This window comes from Acinetobacter sp. LipI_19, from assembly GCF_058242925.1.
The window spans coordinates 2291465-2314960 of record NZ_JBZAYK010000001.1 but is presented as its reverse complement, the minus strand read 5'-3'; the positions used below and the strand labels follow the sequence as shown (position 1 = coordinate 2314960).

General features: G+C 39.5%; 19 protein-coding genes and 2 pseudogenes. 8 read left to right on the top strand and 13 right to left on the bottom strand.

All coding sequences use genetic code 11. The features are described 5' to 3' along the window. Nucleotides 1–356 precede the first annotated feature (356 nt). The 4 genes from AC4CVF_RS11405 to tatC all read left to right on the top strand — a co-directional run bounded on the left by AC4CVF_RS11405 (nucleotide 357) and on the right by tatC (nucleotide 3799). Nucleotides 357–2120 (top strand): alkaline phosphatase D family protein, encoded by a 1764-nt coding sequence (locus AC4CVF_RS11405; RefSeq protein ID WP_490789468.1) that lies wholly within the window; start codon nucleotides 357–359, stop codon nucleotides 2118–2120. 148 nt (nucleotides 2121–2268) lie between these two features. Further along, nucleotides 2269–2493 carry a Sec-independent protein translocase subunit TatA gene (gene tatA, locus AC4CVF_RS11400; RefSeq protein ID WP_419820589.1) on the top strand — a complete coding sequence of 75 codons (225 nt, stop codon included), beginning with the start codon at nucleotides 2269–2271 and terminating at the stop codon, nucleotides 2491–2493. Nucleotides 2494–2510: 17 nt separating this feature from the next. Further along, the gene (gene tatB / locus AC4CVF_RS11395; RefSeq protein ID WP_419820588.1) at nucleotides 2511–3029 is read left to right on the top strand and encodes a Sec-independent protein translocase protein TatB; all 519 of its coding nucleotides are present in this window, start codon (nucleotides 2511–2513) and stop codon (nucleotides 3027–3029) included. Continuing rightward, nucleotides 3026–3799, top strand: coding sequence for a twin-arginine translocase subunit TatC (tatC, locus tag AC4CVF_RS11390; RefSeq protein WP_336954075.1), 774 nt, complete (start codon nucleotides 3026–3028; stop codon nucleotides 3797–3799). Before tatB ends, tatC begins: the two co-directional genes overlap by 4 nt. A 127-nt stretch (nucleotides 3800–3926) precedes the next feature. On the opposite strand, the gene AC4CVF_RS11385 is transcribed toward tatC, so the two are convergent. Together AC4CVF_RS11385 and AC4CVF_RS11380 are read right to left on the bottom strand one after the other, a co-directional pair. Continuing rightward, nucleotides 3927–4931, bottom strand: a complete 1005-nt coding sequence (locus tag AC4CVF_RS11385) for an SUMF1/EgtB/PvdO family nonheme iron enzyme (RefSeq protein ID WP_490789467.1) — start codon at nucleotides 4929–4931, stop codon at nucleotides 3927–3929. Continuing rightward, entirely contained in the window at nucleotides 4928–6610 is a 1683-nt protein-coding gene (locus tag AC4CVF_RS11380; protein WP_490789466.1) for an arylsulfatase, read from the bottom strand. Before AC4CVF_RS11380 ends, AC4CVF_RS11385 begins: the two co-directional genes overlap by 4 nt. A gap of 685 nt (nucleotides 6611–7295) precedes the next feature. Here AC4CVF_RS11380 and AC4CVF_RS11375 point away from each other — a divergent pair. Next, nucleotides 7296–7625 carry a hypothetical protein gene (locus AC4CVF_RS11375; RefSeq protein ID WP_336954072.1) on the top strand — a complete coding sequence of 110 codons (330 nt, stop codon included), beginning with the start codon at nucleotides 7296–7298 and terminating at the stop codon, nucleotides 7623–7625. Nucleotides 7626–7707: 82 nt separating this feature from the next. Here AC4CVF_RS11375 and AC4CVF_RS11370 read toward each other — a convergent pair. The 4 genes and pseudogenes from AC4CVF_RS11370 to AC4CVF_RS11355 form a co-directional block, all read right to left on the bottom strand. Beyond that, nucleotides 7708–8118: pseudogene (locus AC4CVF_RS11370) on the bottom strand (tetratricopeptide repeat protein); the annotation flags it as partial. A gap of 442 nt (nucleotides 8119–8560) precedes the next feature. Beyond that, a complete protein-coding gene (locus AC4CVF_RS11365) occupies nucleotides 8561–10273 on the bottom strand; it encodes an electron transfer flavoprotein-ubiquinone oxidoreductase (RefSeq protein WP_490789465.1) in 1713 nt (570 codons plus the stop codon). A 174-nt stretch (nucleotides 10274–10447) separates the two neighbouring features. Further along, nucleotides 10448–11698 (bottom strand): MFS transporter, encoded by a 1251-nt coding sequence (locus tag AC4CVF_RS11360; protein WP_336954806.1) that lies wholly within the window; start codon nucleotides 11696–11698, stop codon nucleotides 10448–10450. 61 nt (nucleotides 11699–11759) lie between these two features. Further along, a complete protein-coding gene (locus tag AC4CVF_RS11355; RefSeq protein ID WP_419329234.1) occupies nucleotides 11760–12911 on the bottom strand; it encodes an acyl-CoA dehydrogenase family protein in 1152 nt (383 codons plus the stop codon). Between the two features lie 329 nt (nucleotides 12912–13240). Between AC4CVF_RS11355 and AC4CVF_RS11350 the strand changes: the two genes are divergently transcribed. Together AC4CVF_RS11350 and AC4CVF_RS11345 are read left to right on the top strand one after the other, a co-directional pair. Then, nucleotides 13241–14458 carry a CaiB/BaiF CoA transferase family protein gene (locus AC4CVF_RS11350; RefSeq protein WP_336954804.1) on the top strand — a complete coding sequence of 406 codons (1218 nt, stop codon included), beginning with the start codon at nucleotides 13241–13243 and terminating at the stop codon, nucleotides 14456–14458. 189 nt (nucleotides 14459–14647) lie between these two features. Further along, entirely contained in the window at nucleotides 14648–15493 is an 846-nt protein-coding gene (locus tag AC4CVF_RS11345; RefSeq protein WP_004721467.1) for an IclR family transcriptional regulator, read from the top strand. A gap of 67 nt (nucleotides 15494–15560) precedes the next feature. Here AC4CVF_RS11345 and AC4CVF_RS11340 read toward each other — a convergent pair. Beyond that, nucleotides 15561–15701: pseudogene (locus AC4CVF_RS11340) on the bottom strand (enoyl-CoA hydratase); the annotation flags it as partial. Nucleotides 15702–15751: 50 nt separating this feature from the next. On the opposite strand from AC4CVF_RS11340, the gene AC4CVF_RS11335 reads away from it, so the two are divergent. Continuing rightward, nucleotides 15752–16723, top strand: a complete 972-nt coding sequence (locus tag AC4CVF_RS11335; protein ID WP_336954802.1) for an NAD(P)H-dependent flavin oxidoreductase — start codon at nucleotides 15752–15754, stop codon at nucleotides 16721–16723. Between the two features lie 63 nt (nucleotides 16724–16786). Here AC4CVF_RS11335 and AC4CVF_RS11330 read toward each other — a convergent pair whose 3' ends face one another. The 6 genes from AC4CVF_RS11330 to AC4CVF_RS11305 form a co-directional block, all read right to left on the bottom strand. Next, a complete protein-coding gene (locus AC4CVF_RS11330; RefSeq protein WP_336954808.1) occupies nucleotides 16787–17962 on the bottom strand; it encodes an MFS transporter in 1176 nt (391 codons plus the stop codon). Between the two features lie 89 nt (nucleotides 17963–18051). Next, entirely contained in the window at nucleotides 18052–18894 is an 843-nt protein-coding gene (locus tag AC4CVF_RS11325) for an IclR family transcriptional regulator (RefSeq protein WP_419329231.1), read from the bottom strand. Nucleotides 18895–19015: 121 nt separating this feature from the next. Then, complete coding sequence (locus AC4CVF_RS11320; protein ID WP_490789464.1) at nucleotides 19016–20221, bottom strand: 3-oxoadipyl-CoA thiolase; 1206 nt, start codon at nucleotides 20219–20221, stop codon at nucleotides 19016–19018. Between the two features lie 14 nt (nucleotides 20222–20235). Then, on the bottom strand, nucleotides 20236–21759 hold the full coding sequence (locus tag AC4CVF_RS11315; protein ID WP_490789463.1) for a 3-hydroxyacyl-CoA dehydrogenase: 1524 nt from the start codon (nucleotides 21757–21759) through the stop codon (nucleotides 20236–20238). A gap of 88 nt (nucleotides 21760–21847) precedes the next feature. Continuing rightward, nucleotides 21848–22609 (bottom strand): SDR family oxidoreductase, encoded by a 762-nt coding sequence (locus AC4CVF_RS11310; RefSeq protein WP_336954799.1) that lies wholly within the window; start codon nucleotides 22607–22609, stop codon nucleotides 21848–21850. Between the two features lie 29 nt (nucleotides 22610–22638). Beyond that, nucleotides 22639–23427 carry an enoyl-CoA hydratase gene (locus AC4CVF_RS11305; protein WP_419360263.1) on the bottom strand — a complete coding sequence of 263 codons (789 nt, stop codon included), beginning with the start codon at nucleotides 23425–23427 and terminating at the stop codon, nucleotides 22639–22641. Nucleotides 23428–23496 lie beyond the last annotated feature (69 nt).

The following is a 23496-nucleotide window of genomic DNA, read 5'->3' as shown; positions in this document are numbered from 1 at the left end:
ATGAATTATCGGGGAAATGTCAATACTCAAATTTTTAGATTCTATATTTTAGGAAAAGTTAGGAATATTTGTTAGTTAAAAAATGGAAAATTTTTTACAATCTATTGAAATGAATAGAATTAACTGATCTAAAAACTAAAGAATCTATAGAAATTGATAGATGAGATTGAAAAGGAGAGGAATACAAAGATAAATATTTTTTTAGAAAAAACTAGAAATACAATCCTCAATTAATCTGTATTCATTCAGTGAATTAATCTAACTAATGGGATCATTGATAATAAATAATTTTAAGTTTTATCCAATATTTAGATAAATAATTTTTTGTAATCTAGCCATAGTTTAAGGAGTAAAGTATGACAGCCAAAATTACACGACGAGAACTTATTCAAAAAAGCCTATTCGGTTTTGGTGCACTGTCTTTATCTGCGGGTTTTACGGGATGTAATGACAGTTCAGATCGAGAATCAACAACACTACAAGTCAATTTTGAACATGGGGTTGCCAGTGGAGACCCTTTACAAGATCGCGTGATTTTATGGACACGCTTGACGCCCAATGATAGCAGCGCACGTTTGCAAGTGACTTGGGAAATTGCTTTAGATGATCAATTCAAGCAAATCATTAAAACAGACAAAGTCACCACAGCAAAAGCACAAGACTTCACGGTGAAAGTTGATGCCACAAACTTAAAACCAGATCAACGCTATTTCTATCGTTTTAGCTTTGGCAATAAAGTTTCACCAGTTGGACAAACCAAAACGCTACCAATCAACCCCAGCAAAGTCAGTTTTGCGGTATGTTCTTGCGCGAACTATCCAGCAGGGTATTTCTATGTTTATCGTGAAATGGCCAAGCAAGATGTTGATGTGGTAATTCATTTGGGTGACTATATTTATGAATATGGTCAAGGTGGTTATGCAACAGAAGATGCAGTGAAGTTGGGACGTACTTTGGCTGCGGACAATAATCAAGAAATTATCAAGTTAGATGATTATCGCAAACGCTATGCGTTATATCGTAAAGACAAAGATTTACAAACATTGCATCACCGTCATCCATTTATTGTGATTTGGGATGATCACGAGCTGGCAAATGATACATGGCGAGAAGGCGCTGAAAATCACCAAGCCAATGAAGGGGCTTTCTTCGATCGTAAACTTGCTGCATTACAAGCATACTTTGAATGGATGCCGATTCGTCCTATTTCCGCAAATGATCATCTCAATATTTATCGCCAGTTTGACTTTGGTTCACTGGTGCAATTGACCATGTTAGATACCCGTATCCTTGCCAGAGATAAGCAACTGGAATATACCGATTATATCACCGCTTCTGGTATGGATTTTCAACGTTTTCAGACTGACTTAACCAATCAGAATCGAACCTTGATGGGGTATACCCAACGTGAATGGTTACAGCAAAAGTTGGCTCAATCCAAGGCAACGTGGAATGTATTGGGTCAGCAAGTGTTGATGGGTAAGATATTAATCCCTGCTGAATTACTGGTACCGTTGAGTGCAGTTCTGAGTGGAAACGCAACTCAAGAGGTTTTAAATCAAATCAATACGATGATCATGGAGTTAGTGCAACTGAAAATGCGTGTGCTACAGGGCGATCCAACATTGACAGCAATTGAAAAGGCACGTTTAACCACTGTCGCACCTTATAATTTAGATGCTTGGGATGGTTATTATGTTGAACGAGAAATTCTATATAACACTTTAAAAGCATTGAACAAGAAGGTCGTAGTACTGGCAGGTGATACCCATAATGCATGGTCATCAGAGTTGTATAGTCAGGCGGGTGATTTTGTCGGTGTTGAGATGGCGACAAGTTCAGTGTCATCGCCGGGAATTGAAAAGTATCTCAATATTCCAGTGGAACAGTTACAGCAGTTTGAAATGGCGTTTACCACACTGATTGATGAATTGGATTATACCAACCTAAATCAACGTGGTTATCTGAATGTCAGCTTTACTGCAACGCAGGTTCAAGCGGACTGGATCTATGTCGATACCATTAAAGAGCCGCAATATACTGTAGATACAAAACGTGGGCATCAAGTGGTGTTGAATAATCAATTGGTCAATGCCCGCTCGATTAAGAAAACTGCTTAACAAAAGACTATTTAATTTTATATCGCCTGACTACTGAAGAAGATTTAGATGCTATTGCTATCGCATCATTTCTTCAGTAGTACATGGCTAAACTGTCTTTGTACACATAATGATTGAAATAACACAAGAATATCAGGAGTAAAAAACCATGGCTGGATTATCGATTTGGCACATACTTATTTTTGCAATTGTTGTAATCTTACTTTTTGGCACATCTAAATTAAAAAATTTAGGTAAAGATGTCGGTGGTGCGGTGAAGGATTTTAAAAAATCAATTCAAGATGATGAAACAACCACTGCTGCACTGAATGAACCAAGAACACAGGAACATCAAAATAGTAATGCTGATGTGAACTCTACGGTAAAGCACTAAAACTGGAGAACTAACACATGCTTGATGTCGGATTTTCTGAATTATTGGTTTTTGGGATTATTGCGCTGTTGGTGTTAGGACCTGATAAACTCCCTGAAGCTGCGCGTTTTGTTGCGAAATGGTACAGTAAATTGAAACGTCTCATCAGCAATGTTCAGAACGACATTGACCGTGAATTACGCTTATCTGAATTGCGCGAACAGATGCAGAATGAGATGCAGCGTATTCAAGAATTAGAGCAAAAAATGCAGGCGCAGATGCATGAGCTACAGCAATTATCGGCTATGCCTGGAGATGCTATACAGCAAGAGCAAGCGCCAGCACGATTAGAGAAACAGCAATTAGAGCAACCGCAATTAAAAGAACAGCAAAAAGCCCAGCTGAGAGTGAAGCAGATTTATCAAGCTGTCTCACGTGATATTCCTACAGTCTATTTGCCAAGTATCTGGCTAAAACAAGTTCAATGTAATGATGAAAAACGCAGTATTGATCTTGCTCAATCCAAGTCAATATCGCAATTGAAGGTGGCCGTATGACCTCAATGATACCGCAGCTACAAGAGCAAGCTTCTGAAGAAGCGACTCAGCTTGAAGCAATGCCAATCACCCGACATTTGATGGTGTTGCGTCAGCATCTGTTTAAAATTATCGGGGTATTGATTGTGCTTTTTTTCTGTTTGTTGCCATTTGCAAACAGAACTTATTCAATGTTATCTGAACCACTACGTGCCCAATTACCTGCCAGTTCGACCATGATTGCTACAGATGTAACTGCAACATTTATGGCACCTTTTAAACTGAATTTCTTTATTGCGCTGATGCTGGCGATGCCTTTTATTATTTATCAGATTTGGGCATTCATTAAACCTGCGTTGTATGAAAAAGAAAAGAGTCTGGCATTCCCATTGTTATTGAGCAGTATTTGCTTGTTTTATTCAGGGATTGCCTTTGCCTATTTTATTGCCTTGCCTTCGATTTTGCATTTTTTTATCAGTGTTTCACCTGATACCGTTGCACCAATGACGGACATTAACAGTTACTTAAGTTTCTGTTTAAAACTCTTTTTGGTGTTTGGGGTCACTTTTGAAATTCCAATTATTACACTGGTATTGATTTTAATCGGTTTGGTCAGCACGCAAACGCTGGTGGAAAAAAGACGCTTTATTATTGTGGGCTGTTTTTTTATTGCGATGTTTGTCACGCCACCAGATGCTATTTCGATGATCATGTTGGCAATTCCAATGTGGATGTTGTTTGAATTGGGATTGGTATTTGGCAAGATGATTGAAAAACGTAAACGTGTATAAGTGCTGATTTGTAGCGAAAGTGGTTAAGTGTTGCTTTGTTCTATTCAACCCTTCTTTTTTAAAGCAGACGAATTTATATTTAAGTGTATAAATTCGCCAGATCTCTAGATTTTAACCTATCCTTGTCTCATGGGTGAGTTCGTAATACTGTTCTAAACCCCACATGCGTTGCAGCCAAATCAAACTCTTGCGGATATCGACTACTATTTCGATAACGAGAGCAATAACTCGAAGCACATAAGAAAGAACCACCTTTAATCACATATTGGGTTGCTGCGATGCTTTGCTGACGCAGATCAGTATAATTTCCCATATGTTGATCATGCGCGCCTTGATATACAGAAGAGGTCCACTCCCAGACATTCCCAATCATATCGAACAATTGGAACGCATTGGCAGGGTAGCAGCCGACAGGTGCCACACCTGCAAAATGGTCTTCAACAGAATTATGCATTGGAAATTCACCTTGCCAATAATTGGCTTGTGGATGTTGATGGGCATCCTGAGGCGCTTGATGCAGTGGCGTATCGGTTTTTGAGCCCGCCTTTGCAGCATATTCCCATTCTTGTTCGGTAGGTAAATCTCTTCCTAACCAAACTGCGTAATGTTCAGCATCATTTTTGGTCACATAGCGAACAGGTTCAGCAGGGCGTGGAGCTTGACCCGAAGCGCCATTGGGCGTTTTCCAAGTGTAATCAGACTTGAGTTGCCACCACTGATTAGGCTTATTGGCATCTGGTGAAAATACAGCTGCCTGTTTCTGTTGCTCTGCGTCGGTTACATAGCCGGTTGCTTTTACAAAACTACTAAACTGCGCCACAGTCACTTCGGTTTGATCGATCCAGAAACCCTCAACTTGGCGTTGTTTTTGCCCAAAATTAAGTTCATCGGGATAGGCTTTATCGGAGCCGAGCTGAAATGAGCCTTTGGCAATCCAAACCATCCCCGCTGTTGGCTTTTTTTGCCATGCATTAGGTAAACCTGAATAGTGTTCGCATTGCTGCAATGAACCAAGCTGTGCAGAAACTTTGCTGGTTTGTTTAGGAGAATGATGCGAGTCGGGCGTAACCTTATTGCAGCCTGTTACAAGGAACAGGCTGCACAGTGAAATTAAAATGGGGTTAAACTTCATTGAATGTTGTATTCCTTGACTCCATTTTTTTGGGTATATTTGTTATACACATCAAGCAGTTCTTGTAGTTTTGCTGGGTTATTTTCTGCAATGTTTTGGGTTTCACCACGGTCATTTTTTAAGTTATATAATTCCCAAGTTCCCGTTCCAAGCTCTGCTTTACCTTGCAAAGCAATTTTCCAATCGCCTTGACGCGCATATTTACTGCCATGCAATTCATCAGCAAAACTAAAGTTTACAGGGCGAATCGTCTGCGCTTTATTTTCAAGCACTGATCTCCAAGAGTAACCACTTGGAGTATTAATCTGACGACCTTTATATTGACCTTGTGGGACGGCAATATTGGCATAATCTAAAACAGTTGGAAAAACATCGAGCACTGAAGCAAAACCATGATAGGTTGCTTGCGCTTTGTTTTGATGAGGAAGTTTAACAATGGCTGGTGCTGTGGTTGCACCTTCACCTGCAGTATCTTTCCATAAGTGGAAAGGCGCAGCACTAACTTCAGCCCAACGCGGACCGACATAATGATAAGAACTGGATGTACCGACATTATTCACCCGATTATCAAAACCTGATTCAGCTCCATAACTACCGCGAATAAAGCCTTCAGCCCCATTATCTGAAACAAAGAAAATTAAAGTATTTTCGTATAAATTATTGCGTTTTAAATACTCAATCACCCGTCCAATATTAGCATCAAGGTTTTCGACCATACCTGCATAGATTTCCATTCTACGTGCTTCTAAGGCTTTTTGCTCAGTGGATAGCTCATTCCATTTGCCATATTTTTGGGGTGCATTTTGTGTTGCAATCGGTTCGGCTGCAGTAAAGTTGGCTGGAATCAGACCAAGTTGTTTTTGACGGGCAATACGACCATTGCGGATCACATCATAACCAGCATCGTAAACGCCACGATAACGGTCACGATATTCAGTTGGGGCTTGTAAGGGCCAATGGGGAGCTGTGTAAGCAGCATAGGCAAAGAATGGTTTGCCTGAATTTTTTCCTGACTCTAAATAGCTAATTAATTTATCGGTGAAATAATTGGTTGAGAAGAAATCATCAGGTAATGCTGAAATTGGAACAACTTGACCATCCTCCGTATAGGTGGCATTCCGTTTGTAGGCGCTAGGCGCTTGTTTAAAGTGTAAATCTAGACCTTGTAATAGCGTAAATGAATGATCGAAGCCTTTTACATGTGCGTTGGTTTCAGCGGTTAAACCGAGGTGCCATTTTCCGCTGATATAGGTTCGGTAGCCATTATCTTTGAGCACTTCTGCAATTGAGAGTGAGCGCTCATTTAAGTAGCCCTCATAACCCGGCTGGCCTTTTAAGTGAGCAGGGGTGAGCTCAGCCATAGCCCCAATGCCCGCTAAGTGATGGTCTGTCCCCGAAATTAATTGTGAACGCGTTGGTGAGCAGGTCGGGGCAGTATGGTAGTCCGTTAAAATCCGACCTTCTTTGGTGAGTGCATCAATATTTGGGGTTCGAATTTCACCACCAAATGCTCCCAAGTCTGAATAACCTAAATCATCTGCCATAATAAATAAAATATTTGGTTGTTTTTTGGTTTCAACTACCGTATTTGAGTGATCTGAATCATTATTATTACATGCAGAAATTGAAAGACTGAATAATGCAATAGAAAGTGTTGTGAAAAGGTTTTTATGAGACATACGTGTCGACTGAGTTTTCTAAAAAATTAGGTTAAGTTTAGAGTGTTAATTTTTAAGCTAAAAATAATTAAAATTTGATTGTTAATCTTAAAAAAAGCAAAGCCTCAAACATTCACCCAAATGAATGTGGAAATTATTTGAAAGAAGATATTTAGTCAGTGGATAATTAAAATAAAAAATAATTTAAAAATTTAAAAGGATGATAATTATCACGTTATACCATGGCGTTAAAAATACTTATATTATGGATGGGAGGACAACGGCTTGTAAACATGTCTTAACTGCGCTTGCTTATTCGTATTGGTGTTAGATATTTATTACACATGTCGACTCAATTTTGAGGGAAAATAGCTTGAATTGTGATTGCTTAATAATTGATCAAAAGAATACAGAACTGTCTGTTTTTTTTGTTGATGGTGTATTGATTAAATGAATATTAATGTGATAAATTCTACAGAATTAGAGGGGGATCTTTTTTAAGATTCTTGATGCCTTGATCCTATTTCCCTTCCCCAAGGGAAATAGGGGTTTTTAAGATTAGCTAAAAGCAACAGATAAATACGTTTATAAAAGACTGAAAAGTGCTTATCTCAATATGAGCACATATAAATTTTAAGAAATAGTACATATGTATGAATTCTACTTTTTAAGAATCATAAGATGAATTTATAGGTAATTATCTACGATGAAAATTTATGAAATGATATTTCATAAAGGAACTTATGAAAAAACACGCTTATTTTATGCTGAAAATAATAAAGCTTCACGTCAGCATTTCATTGAAAATATGCGTTTAGAGCTTGATCAAGAACTTAATGATTTCATTCTAAATTGTAAATCGAGTTACAAGCATGATTTGTTTGACTTATACAAAAAAGTTCAAAAAGAAAGCCATTTACATTTAGATGTTATGGAAGATGAGTTTATACAGAATTCAAAAGCAACCTTTGACCAATGTATTTGTTTAAGTGTTAAAAGTCATGAGGTGTTTAATATTATAAAATCACTTATTTAAAAAAAGATTAGTTGAAACAGATAATATTAAGAAAAATAATTTATATCATTTGCTTAAAGAAACGTATATTTAGTTGGCTCTATTATAATACAGCCAATTGCTGTTGAGCCAATTCATAGCCTTGGTCTGCGGCTTTTTTTAACCATGCTTTCGCTTTATTGATATCTTGAGGCAAGCCTAAATTTCCATCTAAGTATAGAGTTCCCAATTTAAATTGTGCTGATACATCGCCATTTTTAGCCGCTTTAAGATGCCAATAATGTGCAAGATTTTGATCCTGTTTGATATTCTTCCCATCTGAATATTCTTCAGATAAATTGTATTGCGCCATCGCATTGTTCTGATTTGCAGATTTGGTTAGCCACTCAATACCTTTACGGGTATTTTGGCGGATACCTGATCCCCATAAATAACTCATTGCCAAACTGAGTTGAGATTCTGAATCACCCGCTTCTGCGGCCTTTTTAAACCAAAAAACACCTTTTTCTTCATCGAAGGATACACCCTAATTGCCATTACTATAAAGATAACCCACTTGGTATTGTGCTTTTACATCTCCATTGTTGGCTTTTTCGAATAGCTTTTCAAAACTTTCTGCAAATACAAGTGTAGTGGGGAAAAATATAACTATAATCAGAGGGTATAACCGTTTTTTAATTTTTAGTTTTATCATTTTTCAATCATTTGTGTCTTTTAATCAGTAAAATTAAAGTGAAAAATTAAGTTGTAGTCAACTTAATTTGAGCCAAGACTTATTCTATTTTTCTTTCAAGTTTAGCTCCCTAGGGAACTAAACTTACCTAAATAATGAAAATGAAGAGCTTATATCACTCGACAAATTGGGGTAAAAGACGCTGTTAATACTACACAAAATTATCTAAACACTCGCATGTTTAGTGGTGAGCAGCATTAAAGCATCGTCCTAAGTATCCAGCTTACATATTTGGATAGTTAGGCCCACCACCACCCTCAGGAGTTACCCAAGTGATGTTCTGAGATGGATCTTTGATATCACAGGTCTTACAGTGAACACAGTTCGCAGCATTAATCTGGAAGCGCTTAGAACCATCATCATTTTCCATAATTTCATAAACACCAGCAGGGCAGTAGCGTTGAGCAGGCTCATCCCATTTTGGTAAGTTGACATTGACTGGAATAGAAGCATCCGTCAGCTTTAAGTGAGCTGGCTGATTCTCTTCATGGACAGTATTCGATACAAATACAGAAGATAAACGGTCATAGGTTAATTTACCATCTGGCTTTGGATAGGTCGGTTTAAATGTCGCAGCATCTACAGTTTTTAATGCACTAAAGTCAGGTGCAAGGTCATGTAGAGTAAATGGCACTTTAAAGATATTTTGATCGATAAAGTTAAATGCACCACCCATCCATACACCGAATTTATGCATCGCTGGACCAAAGTTACGTGAACGATGTAACTCTTCTTTTAACCAACTGTTGTTGAATTTGTCAGTATATGCAGTCAATTCTTTAGCAAAGAAATCTTCACCTTCAGCGACACGCGCAACCGCTAAATCACCACCTTTCTCATGACCTGCTTGGATTGCTTCAAATACAGCTTCACCACACAACATACCCGATTTCATCGCAGTATGAGAGCCTTTGATTTTAGCAAAGTTTAAGAAACCAGCATCATCACCGATTAAGCAACCGCCTGGGAAGGTTAGTTTAGGTAGCGAGTTTAGACCACCTTTAACAACTGCACGTGCGCCATAAGAAATACGCTTACCACCTTCAAGATATTGCTTAATCAGTGGATGTGTTTTCCAACGCTGCATTTCAGCAAAAGGATACATGTGTGGATTTTCATAAGATAAATCGACAATCATACCCAAGGTCACTTGGTTGTTTTCAGCGTGATATAACCACCAGCCGCCTGAAGAACCTGTTTCTGCCAAAGGCCAGCCTGAACCATGCATCACTAAACCTGGTTTATGTTTAGCAGGGTCAATTTCCCAAAGTTCTTTGATTCCGATACCGTAATGTTGCGGATCAGCATCTTGGTCTAAGTTGTATCTTGCAATCAAACGTTTACCAAGGTGTCCACGGCAACCTTCTGCAAAAATTGTGTATTTTGCATGAAGCTCGTAGCCGGGGGTAAAGTTATGAGTAGGTTCACCATCTTTACCAATACCCATATCACCAGTTTGGATGCCTTTTACAGAACCATCTTCATGATAAAGGATTTCTGAGGCAGCAAAGCCTGGGAAGATAGAAACTTCTAACTCTTCCGCTTTTTGACCTAACCAGCGCACCACATTACCCAATGAAATAACATAGTTACCATCGTTGTGCATGGTCTTAGGAACCATCCAGTGTGGTGCTTCTTGAGACTTTTCAGCAGACATGAGGAAATAAGTTTTGTCCTCAGTCACAGGTACATTTAAAGGTGCACCTTGTTCTTTCCAGTCAGGGAAAAGTTCATTGATTGCACGAGGTTCAAGTACAGCACCAGAAAGGATATGCGCACCAACTTCAGAGCCTTTTTCAACCACACAGACAGAAAGGTCTGGAAGATTGTTTTCAAGCGCTAATTGACGAATTTTAATCGCAACAGAAAGACCCGCAGGGCCTGCGCCTACGATGACTACGTCAAACTCCATTGACTCTCGTTGTAAATCTTTCATAAAAAGAAATCCTATTTCGCTTGGCGGTATTTTAGTTTATTGAGATAAAAATATCAAATGAAAAAGCATCAAAAAGGGAAGGTTTGATGAGTAAATTCAAAATGATATCCACAAAAAAGCCAGCTAAATCTAGCTGGCTTTAAAATGGAATAAGTGATTTTATAAGGTCTAATTTTACGATTTTTGCGGATCGTAGAGTTTTTCCTTGATGAAGAGGGCAGGAATAACACCGCAAATTAAATAAGCAGCCCCCATCACCACAAAACCTAAACCAATAGAACCACCTGATGCCAAGTAGCCAATCGTTGCAGGCGCAAGTGCTGCACCAAGACGCCCGACGTTATAGGCACCACCAATCGCTGTACCACGAATCGCTGTAGGGAAACTTTCCGTCATATAGGTGGCATTTACACCATAAGGAATACCGTATAAAAATCCGAAAGCGATCAGTAAATATAAAATGTTGCTGGGTGAGTTATAAAAAACAATCAGTGGAAGAAAAATAGCAGTCCCAATCGCACCAAAGGCATAAGTAAAGCGACGACCAAGTTTATCAGCCATCATCCCCGCAAGGACTTTACCGAGGATCATGGCGGTATAAGTACCAACCATATATGCGGTCATTTCTTTAAACTTCATGCCTAATTCACTTTCTAGATATGAAGGCATCCAGTTATTTACCCCATAATAACCAAATTGTAAGAAGCCTGCTGTGAGCGCCCACAAGATAAACATATTTCGATTTCGTTTATCTTTAAAAATCAGTTTAAATGCCGAAGTATCCTCAGAGTTTTTATCACGTGTTGGTTGTTGTAAACGAGACTGTTGCCATGCGAGTGGTTCTGGTACCAAAAGATGCATTAAAACAGCAATCAACACCGGTACAATGGCAACATAAAACAGCATACGCCAGCCATGATCTGGAATAATCCATCCAGCGAGTAGCGTTGCAACAATATAGCCAACCGTCCAACCTGCTTGTAAGGTACCCAATACCGTTGTACGGTAACGTGTAGGTACATATTCCGCCATCAAGGTATTGCAGGCAATATAAAGCGAGCCTAGTCCGAGAGAAGCAAAAAAACGTAATAGCCCAAATTCAAGAAAGCTTTGGGTAAAGCCTAGTCCACATGTAAGTAGTGAGAAGGTGAGAATAGAAATAACCACGATCCGTACTCGACCAAATTTGTCACATGCCCATCCCCCAAATATCCCACCAACAGCCATACCCGCCAGGGTAAAACTACCCAGCATACCTGCCTGCACGGAACTTAAACCAAAATCTGCCTTAATACTGTTGAGACTATAAGACAGCAGCATCAGATCGGCACCATCCACCAACAAGGCTAAAAATGCAAAAATAAATGCAATTTTCCAAGTATGAGGTTGTATTGAAGAGAGATGTGTATTGTAGTTTGTCGCCATAATCCATTACCTACATTTGATTTACAGCACTTCAAATCGTTTTAAAGTGCCTAAAAATTAATTAAGACGCAGCACGAATCATATTTCGCGCAATAATCATTTGTTGAATTTGGGTGGTGCCTTCATAGAGACGGAATAAACGTACATCTCGGTAAAAACGTTCAATGGCATATTCACTGATATAGCCAGAGCCACCATGAATCTGTACGCAGCGATCGGCCACGCGACCACACATTTCAGTGGCAAACATTTTTGCGCATGATGCTTCTGTGCTGACGTTGTGCCCAGCATCACGTTGTCTTGCCGCATCTAAAACCATACATTGCGCTGCATAAATTTCTGCTTTGGAGTCAGCAAGCATGGCTTGAATCAGCTGAAATTCAGCAATCGCTTGTCCAAATTGCTTCCGCTCAAGGGCAAACTTTAAGGTATCGTCTAACATGCGTAGGGCAGCACCGACACTGATTGCGGCAATATGTAAGCGACCTTTATCCAAGACTTTCATTGCGGTTTTAAATCCTACACCTTCAATACCACCAATCAGTGCTGAGGCAGGAACTCGACAATTTTCAAAAATCACATCACAGGTATGTGCACCTTTTTGTCCCATTTTTTTATCTGTTTTACCTAGAGAGATTCCTGCAGTTTTGCGATCTACGATAAAAGCAGAAATTCCACCAGCACCTTTAATATCTGGATTGGTTCGTGCCATCACCGTAAATACCCCTGCATGAGGTGCATTGGTAATAAAGCGTTTGGTGCCATTTAAAATATAAAACTCACCTTCTTTTACTGCGCTGGTTTTCAAAGAGGCAGCATCTGAGCCTGCATCTGGTTCAGTTAGGCAAAAAGAACTGATCACTTCACCACGTGCTAAACGGGGCAAAAAAAATGATTTTTGAGTTTCGGTACCATCAATAATCAGACCACTCGAACCGATTCCATTATTGGTGCCGATCAGTGAACGAAAGGCAGGCGAAGTACGTCCAAGTTCAAAAGCGATAGATACCTCTTCTTCCATGGTCAAGCCAAGACCTTCATATTCTTCTGGAATCGTCAGTCCAAACAAACCCAAAGCTTTCATTTGCTCAATGATGGCTTGAGGGATTTGATCTGTTTCTGCGACTTCATTCTCATGAGGAATAAGGACACCATCTACAAACTGTCGAATCATATCTACCAGTTGTTTGAGTGTTTCCTGATCTCGAATCATAGTCTTGTCCTTTGTACAACATGTTGAAAACATCGAGGAGATGTTGCTAAAACCCTGCATATTGATGCGATAGTAATCAAAGGATTAGTAGAAAACAATATATTTTGAAAATTAATTTCGCAATGCGGTATATTGTACTTGTTTTTTAGTTGGCTAATTATTTGATTTAATTAATCTATATTTGTTGAATAAAAATCATCACTTTTGATGAAAAAATTAAGTTTTATTTTTAAATTTTTCTGTGTATATTAAAAATATATATCGCTATGCGAAATTTATATTAAATAAATTTTCCTGTAGGAAATTAATCAAAGGTTAGTGGAATAAACATGGGTGCTTTAAATGGAATTCGTGTACTTGACTTAAGTCGAGTACTGGCTGGACCGTGGTGTGGACAGATTCTTGCCGATTTAGGCGCAGAAGTGATTAAGGTTGAAAGACCGAAACTAGGTGATGATACGCGTTCTTGGGGACCACCTTGGATGAAAGATGATGCCGGACAAGAGACACGAGAAGCCGCTTATTATCAGTCGACCAATCGCAATAAACTTTCTGTTGCAATAGATATTGCAAATCCGGAAGGGCAGGCACTCATCAAAGCACTGATTCAAGATACCGATGTGGTCATTGAAAACTACAAAGCTGGTTCTTTGAAAAAATATGGCTTGGATTATGCTTCTTTATCAGAAATTAATCCTAAACTGGTTTATTGCTCGATTACGGGTTTTGGTCAAAATGGACCGAGAGCAGAAGAGCCAGGCTATGATTTTATCATTCAAGGAATGGGTGGACTCATGTCCATCACGGGTGAAAAAGATGATTTACCCGGTGGTGGTCCGCAAAAAGTAGGTGTCGCATTTTCAGACTTATCAACGGGATTATATTCAACCATTGCCATACAAGCGGCTTTGCTCAATCGTCATATGACGGGTTTAGGGCAACATATAGATATGGCTTTACTTGATGTGCAAATTGCCACAATGGCAAATCAAGGAATGAATTATCTTTCATCTGGAAAAGTGCCGGTACGTTATGGCAATGCACATGCCAATATTGTGCCTTATCAATTATTTAAAGCCGCTGATCGAGAGTTTATCATTGCTTGTGGTAATGACACTCAGTTTATCCAACTGTGCAGAAGTATTGGTTTGCCAGAGTTACCCAATGATGTTCGATTTACCCGTAATGCAGATCGTGTTAAGCATCGTGATGAAGTGATCGAAATTTTATCAAAGCATTTTTTAAGCAAGACTGCCGATGAGTGGGTAAGTGCAATTTATGCTGCTAAAGTGCCTGTTGGTGTGATTAATAATCTAGAACAAGCTTTTAATGAACCTCAAGTGATTGCGCGAGAGATGCTGGTAGAAATGCAACATCCTCAACGTGAAAAACTTACTGTGGTTGGTTCTCCGATTAAGCTTTCACGTACACCTGTAGAGTATAGAAATGCGCCTCCTTTGTTAGGCGAACATACTCAGACCATTTTAGGCCGTATTATTTCTCCAGCAAAACTTGAGGAGTTAAAAGCCAAAGGCGTGATAGGATAGTTTTTAAATAGATGATGTGAGCAGTCTAAAGCCATTTTTTAAGTAAAATAAGCAAATTTAGACTTTTCACATCGAGATGGATGCATCGTTTTATTTTCAAAGTGAATCAGATGATTGCTTTTTGCTATTTATAGAAAAAATAGATTATAATTTTCGCAGTGCGAAACAAATATGTGAATTGGTATAACCATGAATGATGCCGTAGATGCAGAACAAACAGAAAAATTATTAGCGCCTTTGAGGCATGAGTTATTGCATCCGATTGAAGATATGCAAGATGAAAATGATCGTCAATTTATTACAGCTTTAGGACGCGGTTTAGAACTCTTACGTTGCTTTACCCCAAAACATCAGCATTTGGGTAATCAAGAGTTATCACAAATGACGGGTTTGCCTAAACCGACCATTACCCGTTTAACGCACACATTGTCACGTTTGGGCTATATCAAGCAGGTCCCAAATTCAAGCAAATTTCAACTTTCAGTTGGGGTTTTGGCATTTGGTTACTCCATGCTTTCTAATGTGTCTATCCGTAATATTGCACATCCCTATATGAAAAACTTAGCGGATTATGCAGGTGCTGCTGTGGCAATGGCAACGCGTGATCGTCTAAATATGATTTATTTGGATGTGGTACAAGGCAAGGGCAATATGACCATGCGTCGTCAAGTCGGTACTTATTTGCCGATTCATTTAAGTTCAATGGGACGTGCATGTCTGGCTGCAATGCCTGAAGATGAAAGAGAGTTTTTACTTGATGCAATCCGTAGCAAACATAAAGACGATTGGATCAAGATTAACCGTGATTTAGATAAAGCATTTAAAGATTATCAAGATTTTGGTTATTGTTTTTCAATTGGTGAATGGCATAAAGATGTCAATTCAGTTGCAGTCCCCTTGATTCATGAACAACATGGTCTACTGGTATTTAACTGCGGCGGACCAAGCTTTATTATGAACCGCGAAAAACTTGAAGAGGATATTGCACCGCGTCTTCTACATATGGTGAATAATATCCGCACTGAAATTAGCTAATTTTATTGCTTTAAAACTGAAAGGCCAGCAACGATCTGCATTGTTGGCCTTTTTAATAAGATGCAGGTTAAATAGTTTGCTTACGAAAAATGGGTGTTATTTTTTTCATCAATGCATTCAGTGCTTGTTTAAATTCGTCACCTTGCAAACAAAGTGAGAATACAGTGGACTCATGATCGATCAGATTTAATAAATCATCGATAAGCATAGGATACTAAGAAATGAGCCTCTAAATATAAAATAGTGAGTGGAAAGAATATGAAAACCAAAATTACAGAATTATTTGAAATTGAACATCCGATTATTCAAGGCGGTATGCATTATGTCGGTTTTGCCGAGCTGGCTGCTGCAGTTTCAAATGCGGGTGGGTTAGGCATTATTACCGGTTTAACCCAGCGAACACCTGAAAATCTAGCAAAAGAAATTGCCCGATGTCGAGAAATGACCGATAAGCCTTTTGGTGTCAATCTAACTTTCTTACCCACAGTCAATACACCTGATTATCCGGGTTTTGTCGAGGCAATTATTAAAGGTGGGGTAAAGGTTGTAGAAACAGCGGGTCGTAATCCTGAACAGGTCATGCCTTATTTAAAGGCCGCTGGAATAAAAGTGATTCATAAATGTACTTCGGTTCGGCATAGTCTAAAAGCTCAAAAAATTGGATGTGATGCTGTTTCTGTCGATGGTTTTGAGTGTGGTGGACATCCTGGTGAAGATGATGTACCGAATATGATTTTATTGCCTTTAGCTGCCGATACCTTAGAAATTCCTTTTGTTGCATCAGGTGGTATGGCTGATGGACGTTCACTTGCTGCCGCTTTAGCCATGGGGGCGGATGGCATTAATATGGGAACACGTTTTATTGCAACTCAAGAAGCGCCAGTACATGCAAATGTGAAACAGGCGATCCTGAATGCAACAGAAAGAGATACTCGTTTAATTATGCGCGCTTTACGTAACACTGAGCGTGTTATAAATAATACAGCTGTAGAAAAAATTATAGCCAAAGAAAAAGCACTGGGTGACCAGATTAAATTTGAAGATATCATTGAAGAAGTTGCAGGTGTTTATCCTAAAGTGATGATTGATGGCGATGTCAATGCTGGGGCGTGGTCATGTGGTTTGGTTGCCAGTCTGATCCATGACATTCCGACATGTGATGAACTGGTCAACCGTATTGTAAAAGAGGCAGAAGACATTATTCGTGGACGTTTATTCGGGCTTTTATAAATATCTATTTGAGTTCAGCTTTATCTCGATGATGAAAGACTGCTTTTAAAGATCAGCACAATACTATGGATTGTGCTGATCTTTAGCATCTGCAAGACAATAATATAGACACAGCAGGGCAAAAACTAAGCCCAAGATACATACACCTGTCCAGCCAAAATGTTTCCATGCATAGCTTCCACTCGTGGTCCCTAAAGCACCGCCAGCGAAATAACCTGTCATATAGATGGCATTGAAACGTGAACGCAATTGTTGGTTAAGCTTAAAGACAATACTCTGATTGGTGACATGAACAGCCGAGAGCGAAGCATAAAGAATAAGTAAGGCAATGATATAAAAGATAAAATGATAAGAGAGTAACAAAAACAATAGCCAACTTAAAATCAGACCGATACCACAACATATCGAAATTTTATGAATATAGCCTTGATCAATAAATTTACCTGAAAAATTGGCAACGAATGTTCCTAAAACACCGACAAACCCAAATAAGCCAATCGTAAAATCACTGAAAAAATAAGGCGCAGGAGCTAAGAGTAAAGACATGGTGGTAAAGGTTAAACTTACACAGGCAAAGGTTAATCCACCAATATAGGTTCTGATTCTTAGGCGACGATTTTGAATAAAGATTTGCGGCAGTGAGTGAATTGTTTTGAGATAATTTTCAGATTTGGTGGGAGGAAATAAGCCAATATTACGGTACAAAATAATCGCAATGAGCAATAATAAAAAACCGCTGAGCAGATAAATAAAATTCCAAGCAAAAAGCGTCGACATCATCCCTGATAATGAGCGTGCCAATAAGACACCCATCATTAACCCACTCAGTAAAAAACCAACAACACGACCACTATGTTGAATTGGAACCAGACTGGCAGCCAGTGGTAACAACAGTTGGGCTGAACTAGAAAATAACCCTGTAATGATGGTACCGAACATTAACAGATAAATATTGTGGGAAAAACCACTAATAATTAGCCCAATTGAGGCAAGCAGCATAAATATAAATAACAACTTACGCTTTTCGAGAATATCCCCTAAAGGCATTAAAAACAGCAGACCTGCTGCATAGGTGATTTGCGCTAAAGTAGGCACCCATGCTGTGGTGGTATCTGCTAAATTTAAACTTAGACTAATGGAATGAATCAGTGGTTGGCTAAAGTAATTCCCACCAGTACAGATGCCTGCTGCAACTGCCATTAAAATAATGGTTGGGGTATAGAGAGTGTTTTTCATTATGCCTATGGTTTGTCATTATGAAATCGGAACTTTTAATCCACACAACCATGTATCTGCTGATTTTACGCATCTGATTTTAAACATGGTTGTTAAGGCGTTTCACTCAAAGCATCTTGAATGTTGTGCACCATATGGATTAAACGGGGTCCAATTTCACCTTCAAGTTTTTCAGGGTTTAAATGAAAACTTGGTGCGCCGCAGTTAAAGACATAAAGACCATGTTTGGAACTGACCAAAGGCACAGCGACAGAGTTTACTTCTTTATGCCATTCGCCTAAAGAAAGGCAATATCCGTAATCTTGATAATCTCGGAAAGCTCGTTCTAAAGAACGTTTAATTGCAGGCCAGTTTTCAGCATTTTTTTGTTTAAGCGCATCCAGTAAAAAATTACGCTCACGTTCAGGTGTAGCCGCCAAACAAGCTCGACCCATGGAACTGCTGTGAATAGGTAGGGTTGAGCCAATGGGACGGCGCATATTTAAAGCAGTTTCGATCTGAACCACATCGATATAGACCATGTTTAAACGGTCACGGGTTGCCATCGCAACAGGTGCTTGCACATATTGGCTCATTTCTTCCATATAGCGATGTGCAATATTACGGATAGAAATATTGGACAAGGCTGCATAACCTAAAGATAAAACACCAATATCCAATGTATATTTGGTGGAGTTCGGCAGTTGTTTTAAATAGCCTAATGACACTAAGGTATTGGTTATCCGCGCAATGGTTGGTTTTGGTAAACCCGTCATTTTTGCCAGTTCTTGGTTACCCAAGACTTGATTATTGGCAGAAAAACAACGTAATAGCTCTAAACCTCGTGCTAAAGAAGCGATAAATTGGGGGTTATTTTCCCGATGAATATGTGAAATAGGGTCAAGGCGTATCTCATCAAAATTTATAGGTGATTCAGTTTCTGAATTCTGAGACATTCAATACTCAAATATAATAAAGCAACAGTTTGGCTATTATATTTCGCTCTGCAAAATAAATCCATTCATCACTGCGCTGTTGTGATGAATGGATACTCGTTCAGTGATTAAACAGTCAACGTTATGATACGTTTTCAATCACCATGGCTAAACCTTGTCCCACGCCAATACACAAACTGACGACCGCATATTTTTTATTACGACGAATCAACTCTCGTGACACAGTAAGTGCAAGACGTGCACCAGAAGCCCCAAGTGGATGCCCAATTGCAATTGCACCACCATTTGGGTTGACACGCGGATCATTAAAATCAACATCTAGACCTTTTAAGCAAGATAGTACTTGTGAAGCGAAAGCTTCATTGATTTCAATGATATCCATATCATCTAAAGTCAGCCCTGCACGTGTAACGGCTTTTTTGATTGCTTCGATTGGACCAGCACCCATAATACGTGGTTCAATACCTGCTGCCGCGGCTGACAAGATTTTTGCCATTGGCTTTAAGCCATATTTTTGTCCCGCTGCTTCGGAACCGATGAGTAGTGCAGCAGCACCATCATTAATACCCGATGCATTTCCAGCAGTCACCACGCCACCTTCAAATAATGGTTTTAATTTGGTTAATGCTTCAACCGTTGAGCTTGGGCGAGGGTGCTCATCTTCAGAAACCAGTTTTGGTGGTAACTTTTTGCCTTGAAAGACTTCAATTGGGGTAATTTCACCAGTAAAAAAGCCATCTTGTTTGGCTGTTTGATACTTTGCTTGTGATTGGGCAGCAAATAAATCTGCTTGTTCACGGGTAATGCCAAACTCAACTGCAACATTGTCACCAGTTTCAGGCATTGAGTGACCACCATATTGTGCAATCAGCTTTTTGTTTGGAAAGCGTGAGCCAATTGTGGTGTCGTAAATTTTGGTCTCACGGCTATAGGCAGATTCAGCTTTACCCATCACAAATGGGGCACGTGACATGCTTTCTACACCACCTGCAATATACAAGTCGCCTTCGCCACAGGTGATGGCACGTGCAGAGTCAATCACAGCACCCAAACCACTTGCGCATAAACGGTTTACAGTTTGGCCAGGAACAGTCACAGGTAATCCCGCGATTAATAGGGCATTTCTGGCAACATTACGACTGTCTTCACCACCTTGGTTGGTATCACCTAAAATAACATCTTCAATCGCTGCACCTGGAACCCCAGTTTTTTCAAGGAGCTTTTGCAAAACTGCCGCAGCTAAATCATCTGGACGTACTGAAGCAAGCTCACCTGCATGACGACCAATCGGGCTACGTAAACCATCATAAATATAGGCATTTAACATTGAGAAGTTCCTTTTCAAAATCCAGAATTAAAAGTAAGCGGTAAATTTAATGCGACACGACGTTGTAACCATGGGCTAGGGCGATAGCGTGGGTCATAGGTCAGTGTTGAGATACGATTGAGAATGAGTAAGATTTTTTGGCTACCGATATGATCACCCCATTCAATAGGGCCAAATGGATAGCCTAAACCTAAACGGACTGCGGCATTGATATCATCGACACTGGCAATATTTTGTTGTGCAATATCACAACCTAAATTAATCACCATGGCTAAAACACGTTGTGCCACGAAGCCAATACTTTCAGCAATCATGCTGACCATAGCACCATCTAAATTAAACATAGAGTGAGCTGCTTGACGATACTCAGTGCTTGTCGCCAATGACGGCATTAACGTTCTATGTTTGCTTATGCCGTATAGCATATCTATGGCCACAGCTTGTTGTGGATTGACCTTCAGGCGTGTCGCTGCTTGGGTGGTATCTTCACCGTAGCAAGCGAGTAAACATAAACTCTCAGGTAATGGTTCTAGAGCAGTATCTAAGACAATTTTTTGCTGGACTAAATAATCTTCCAGTTGTTGTTTATCTTCAGCAAAATCAGCTGCAATCCAAACTTTTGGATAGTTGGTTAAACGCTCAACAAACTGTGCAGGTTTTTCACCTGTTTTTGTGCCTGTTTCATAGTGGTAAAAGCCTTGATTAACTTTACGCCCAAGTTGTTTGGCTTCAAGCATTTGCTTGGTCAATGGATTGGGCTTGTAACGGGCTTCTTCATAGTATTGATGATAAATCGACTCCATTACAGGATGTGATACATCCAGTCCTGTTAAATCCATGAGTTCGAATGGTCCCATTCTAAAACCAACACCATCTCTTAAAATGCGGTCAATTTCACTGATGTCACAGACGTTTTCATTTAAGATTTTTAACGCTTCGGTGCCATAGGCGCGCCCCGCATGATTAATAATAAATCCTGGGGTGTCTTTGGCAACAACAGGTCGATGACCAAATGCACGTGATAGCTCATTTAATGCATCTACAATATGTGGATCTGTTTTTAATCCTTGGATCACTTCCACAACTTTCATCAGTGGTACCGGATTAAAGAAATGGAAACCGACTACACGTTGTGGTTTTTTACAGTTTGCTGCAATGGCTGTGATCGAAAGCGATGAAGTGTTTGAGGCTAAAATAGTGGTGTCTGAAACGATCTCTTCAAGTTGTTGCATCAACGCTTGTTTAATATTTAAACGCTCAATAATCGCTTCCACAATCAAGTCGCAGGCTTTTAAATCTTCAAGTTGCGCTGCAACGATCAAATGTTTGTTGGCATTTTCCGCCTGTTCAGCGCTGATTTTATTTTTATCGACCAGCTTTTGAAAAGTTGCTGCCAGCTTTTCTTTGGCCTGTAGCGCAGCACCTTCTTTGGTATCATATAAATAGGTGGTATGACCTGATTGTGCGGCAATTTGAGCAATACCACTGCCCATAATACCAACACCAATTACAGCCATACTTTGAATATCATAAGTCATGTCGATCATCCTGATAACTGATCCAGATTAAACGAAAAATTAGAGACGAAAAAAATAGAAACGAAAGAAAACAATACAGTCTGGTGGGTTAACTCAGACATTGTTTGTCACCATCAATCGGTAAAATTTGTCCAGAAATAGAGCAACCGCTTTCCGAGGCTAAAAATATACACAAATCGGCAATATGTTTTGGATTGACAAAATATTTGAGTGATTGATTTTTAAGTGCATTTTGCGTAACGGCATCCAAGGACGTTTGAGCGACATTTGCACGCGCTTGTAACACCCGTTGAACTCGTTCTCCATCCACTGCACCTGGAAGTATGGCATTGACTCGAATATTGTCTGCACCAAGTTCCATCGACAATGTTTTGGTAAAACCAATTAATCCCCATTTAGAGGTCGCGTAAGCCAAACGATATGGATAGCCCAAACGTCCAGCGATCGATGACATATTGATAATGACGCCTGCTTCCGACTGTTTTAAAAAGGGGATGGCGAGTTGGGTGATAGCAAAGGTACTATTTAAATTAAGGTTTAATACCGCACTCCAATCGGCGAAACTCAATTCTTCTGCTGCAATGGTTGGGCCAGAAATCCCTGTATTATTGACCAGAACATCAATATGCCCCAGTTTGCTGATGGCATCACTAAACATAGATTTGATTTCATCATGGTTAGCTAAATCACATGCATAAATATGTAGTGCAGGATAGGCCTTTTGGAATTGCGCTAAGCTTTCTGCATTGATATCACAAACGAAAACTTCATCGTGATGCGCTAAGAATGCTTCTGCAATACATCGTCCAATTCCTGAACCGCCTGCACTAATCAATACTTTTCTAGCCATTTCTATTCCATTGTTGTTATCGATTAAACTTATTTGCCTTGATATGATGGTTTTCGTTTTTCAATAAACGCTTGAATGCCTTCATTTTTATCTTCTGTTGAAAACAACAATTGAAATGATTTACGCTCCAATGCCAAACCTGCATTTAATGGAACATCTTCGCTCATTAATGCAACTTCTTTGATTTGTTGTAGGGCAATTGGTGGCATTTTTGCCAGATTTTGCGCCATTTGAATAGCGGTTGAGATGGTCTGGTCATCTTCAGTAACTTGGGAAACCAGTCCAATGCTATATGCTTCTTCTGCTTTGACCATTACACCCGTCATGATCATACGCATCGCGTGAAATTTACCCACTGCACGGAAAAGACGTTGGGTTCCACCTGCGCCAGGCATTAAACCGACTTTAATTTCAGGTTGACCAAAAGTTGCCCCTTTACCCGCAATAATAATGTCGCTATGCATGGCAAGTTCACAACCGCCACCCAGTGCATAACCATTTACAGCAGCTATCACGGGTTTAGGACATTGCGCAATTGCATTCCAATAACGTTCTGTATGACGTAGCAACATTTCTGTGGAGGTTGCGCTTGCCATTTCTTTTAAGTCTGCACCTGCCGCAAAAACTTCCTCACCACCTGTGAGCACAATGGCATGGATCTGGTCATTAAAACTTAACTCAGTAAACACTTGAGCCAGTTGCTTACGTACCTGTGTATTTAAGGCATTTTTAGCCTCTGGACGATTAATCTTTACGATCGCTACTTTCTGAACAGAATAGTCAACTTCAATGAAACTGTTCCCTGTTATTTCACTCATTTTTTGATTCCTTGTTTCGCAGATCAAAACTATATTTCTTTAATAATGCGTGTTTTGAAATTTATTTCA

Coding starts and splice junctions, on each gene's coding strand:
- AC4CVF_RS11405 (WP_490789468.1), top strand. CDS start 357: ATGACAGCCAAAATTACACGACGAGAACTTATTCAAAAAAGCCTATTC.
- tatA (WP_419820589.1), top strand. CDS start 2,269: ATGGCTGGATTATCGATTTGGCACATACTTATTTTTGCAATTGTTGTA.
- tatB (WP_419820588.1), top strand. CDS start 2,511: ATGCTTGATGTCGGATTTTCTGAATTATTGGTTTTTGGGATTATTGCG.
- tatC (WP_336954075.1), top strand. CDS start 3,026: ATGACCTCAATGATACCGCAGCTACAAGAGCAAGCTTCTGAAGAAGCG.
- AC4CVF_RS11385 (WP_490789467.1), bottom strand. CDS start 4,931: ATGAAGTTTAACCCCATTTTAATTTCACTGTGCAGCCTGTTCCTTGTA.
- AC4CVF_RS11380 (WP_490789466.1), bottom strand. CDS start 6,610: ATGTCTCATAAAAACCTTTTCACAACACTTTCTATTGCATTATTCAGT.
- AC4CVF_RS11375 (WP_336954072.1), top strand. CDS start 7,296: ATGAAAATTTATGAAATGATATTTCATAAAGGAACTTATGAAAAAACA.
- AC4CVF_RS11365 (WP_490789465.1), bottom strand. CDS start 10,273: ATGAAAGATTTACAACGAGAGTCAATGGAGTTTGACGTAGTCATCGTA.
- AC4CVF_RS11360 (WP_336954806.1), bottom strand. CDS start 11,698: ATGGCGACAAACTACAATACACATCTCTCTTCAATACAACCTCATACT.
- AC4CVF_RS11355 (WP_419329234.1), bottom strand. CDS start 12,911: ATGATTCGAGATCAGGAAACACTCAAACAACTGGTAGATATGATTCGA.
- AC4CVF_RS11350 (WP_336954804.1), top strand. CDS start 13,241: ATGGGTGCTTTAAATGGAATTCGTGTACTTGACTTAAGTCGAGTACTG.
- AC4CVF_RS11345 (WP_004721467.1), top strand. CDS start 14,648: ATGAATGATGCCGTAGATGCAGAACAAACAGAAAAATTATTAGCGCCT.
- AC4CVF_RS11335 (WP_336954802.1), top strand. CDS start 15,752: ATGAAAACCAAAATTACAGAATTATTTGAAATTGAACATCCGATTATT.
- AC4CVF_RS11325 (WP_419329231.1), bottom strand. CDS start 18,894: ATGTCTCAGAATTCAGAAACTGAATCACCTATAAATTTTGATGAGATA.
- AC4CVF_RS11320 (WP_490789464.1), bottom strand. CDS start 20,221: ATGTTAAATGCCTATATTTATGATGGTTTACGTAGCCCGATTGGTCGT.
- AC4CVF_RS11315 (WP_490789463.1), bottom strand. CDS start 21,759: ATGACTTATGATATTCAAAGTATGGCTGTAATTGGTGTTGGTATTATG.
- AC4CVF_RS11310 (WP_336954799.1), bottom strand. CDS start 22,609: ATGGCTAGAAAAGTATTGATTAGTGCAGGCGGTTCAGGAATTGGACGA.
- AC4CVF_RS11305 (WP_419360263.1), bottom strand. CDS start 23,427: ATGAGTGAAATAACAGGGAACAGTTTCATTGAAGTTGACTATTCTGTT.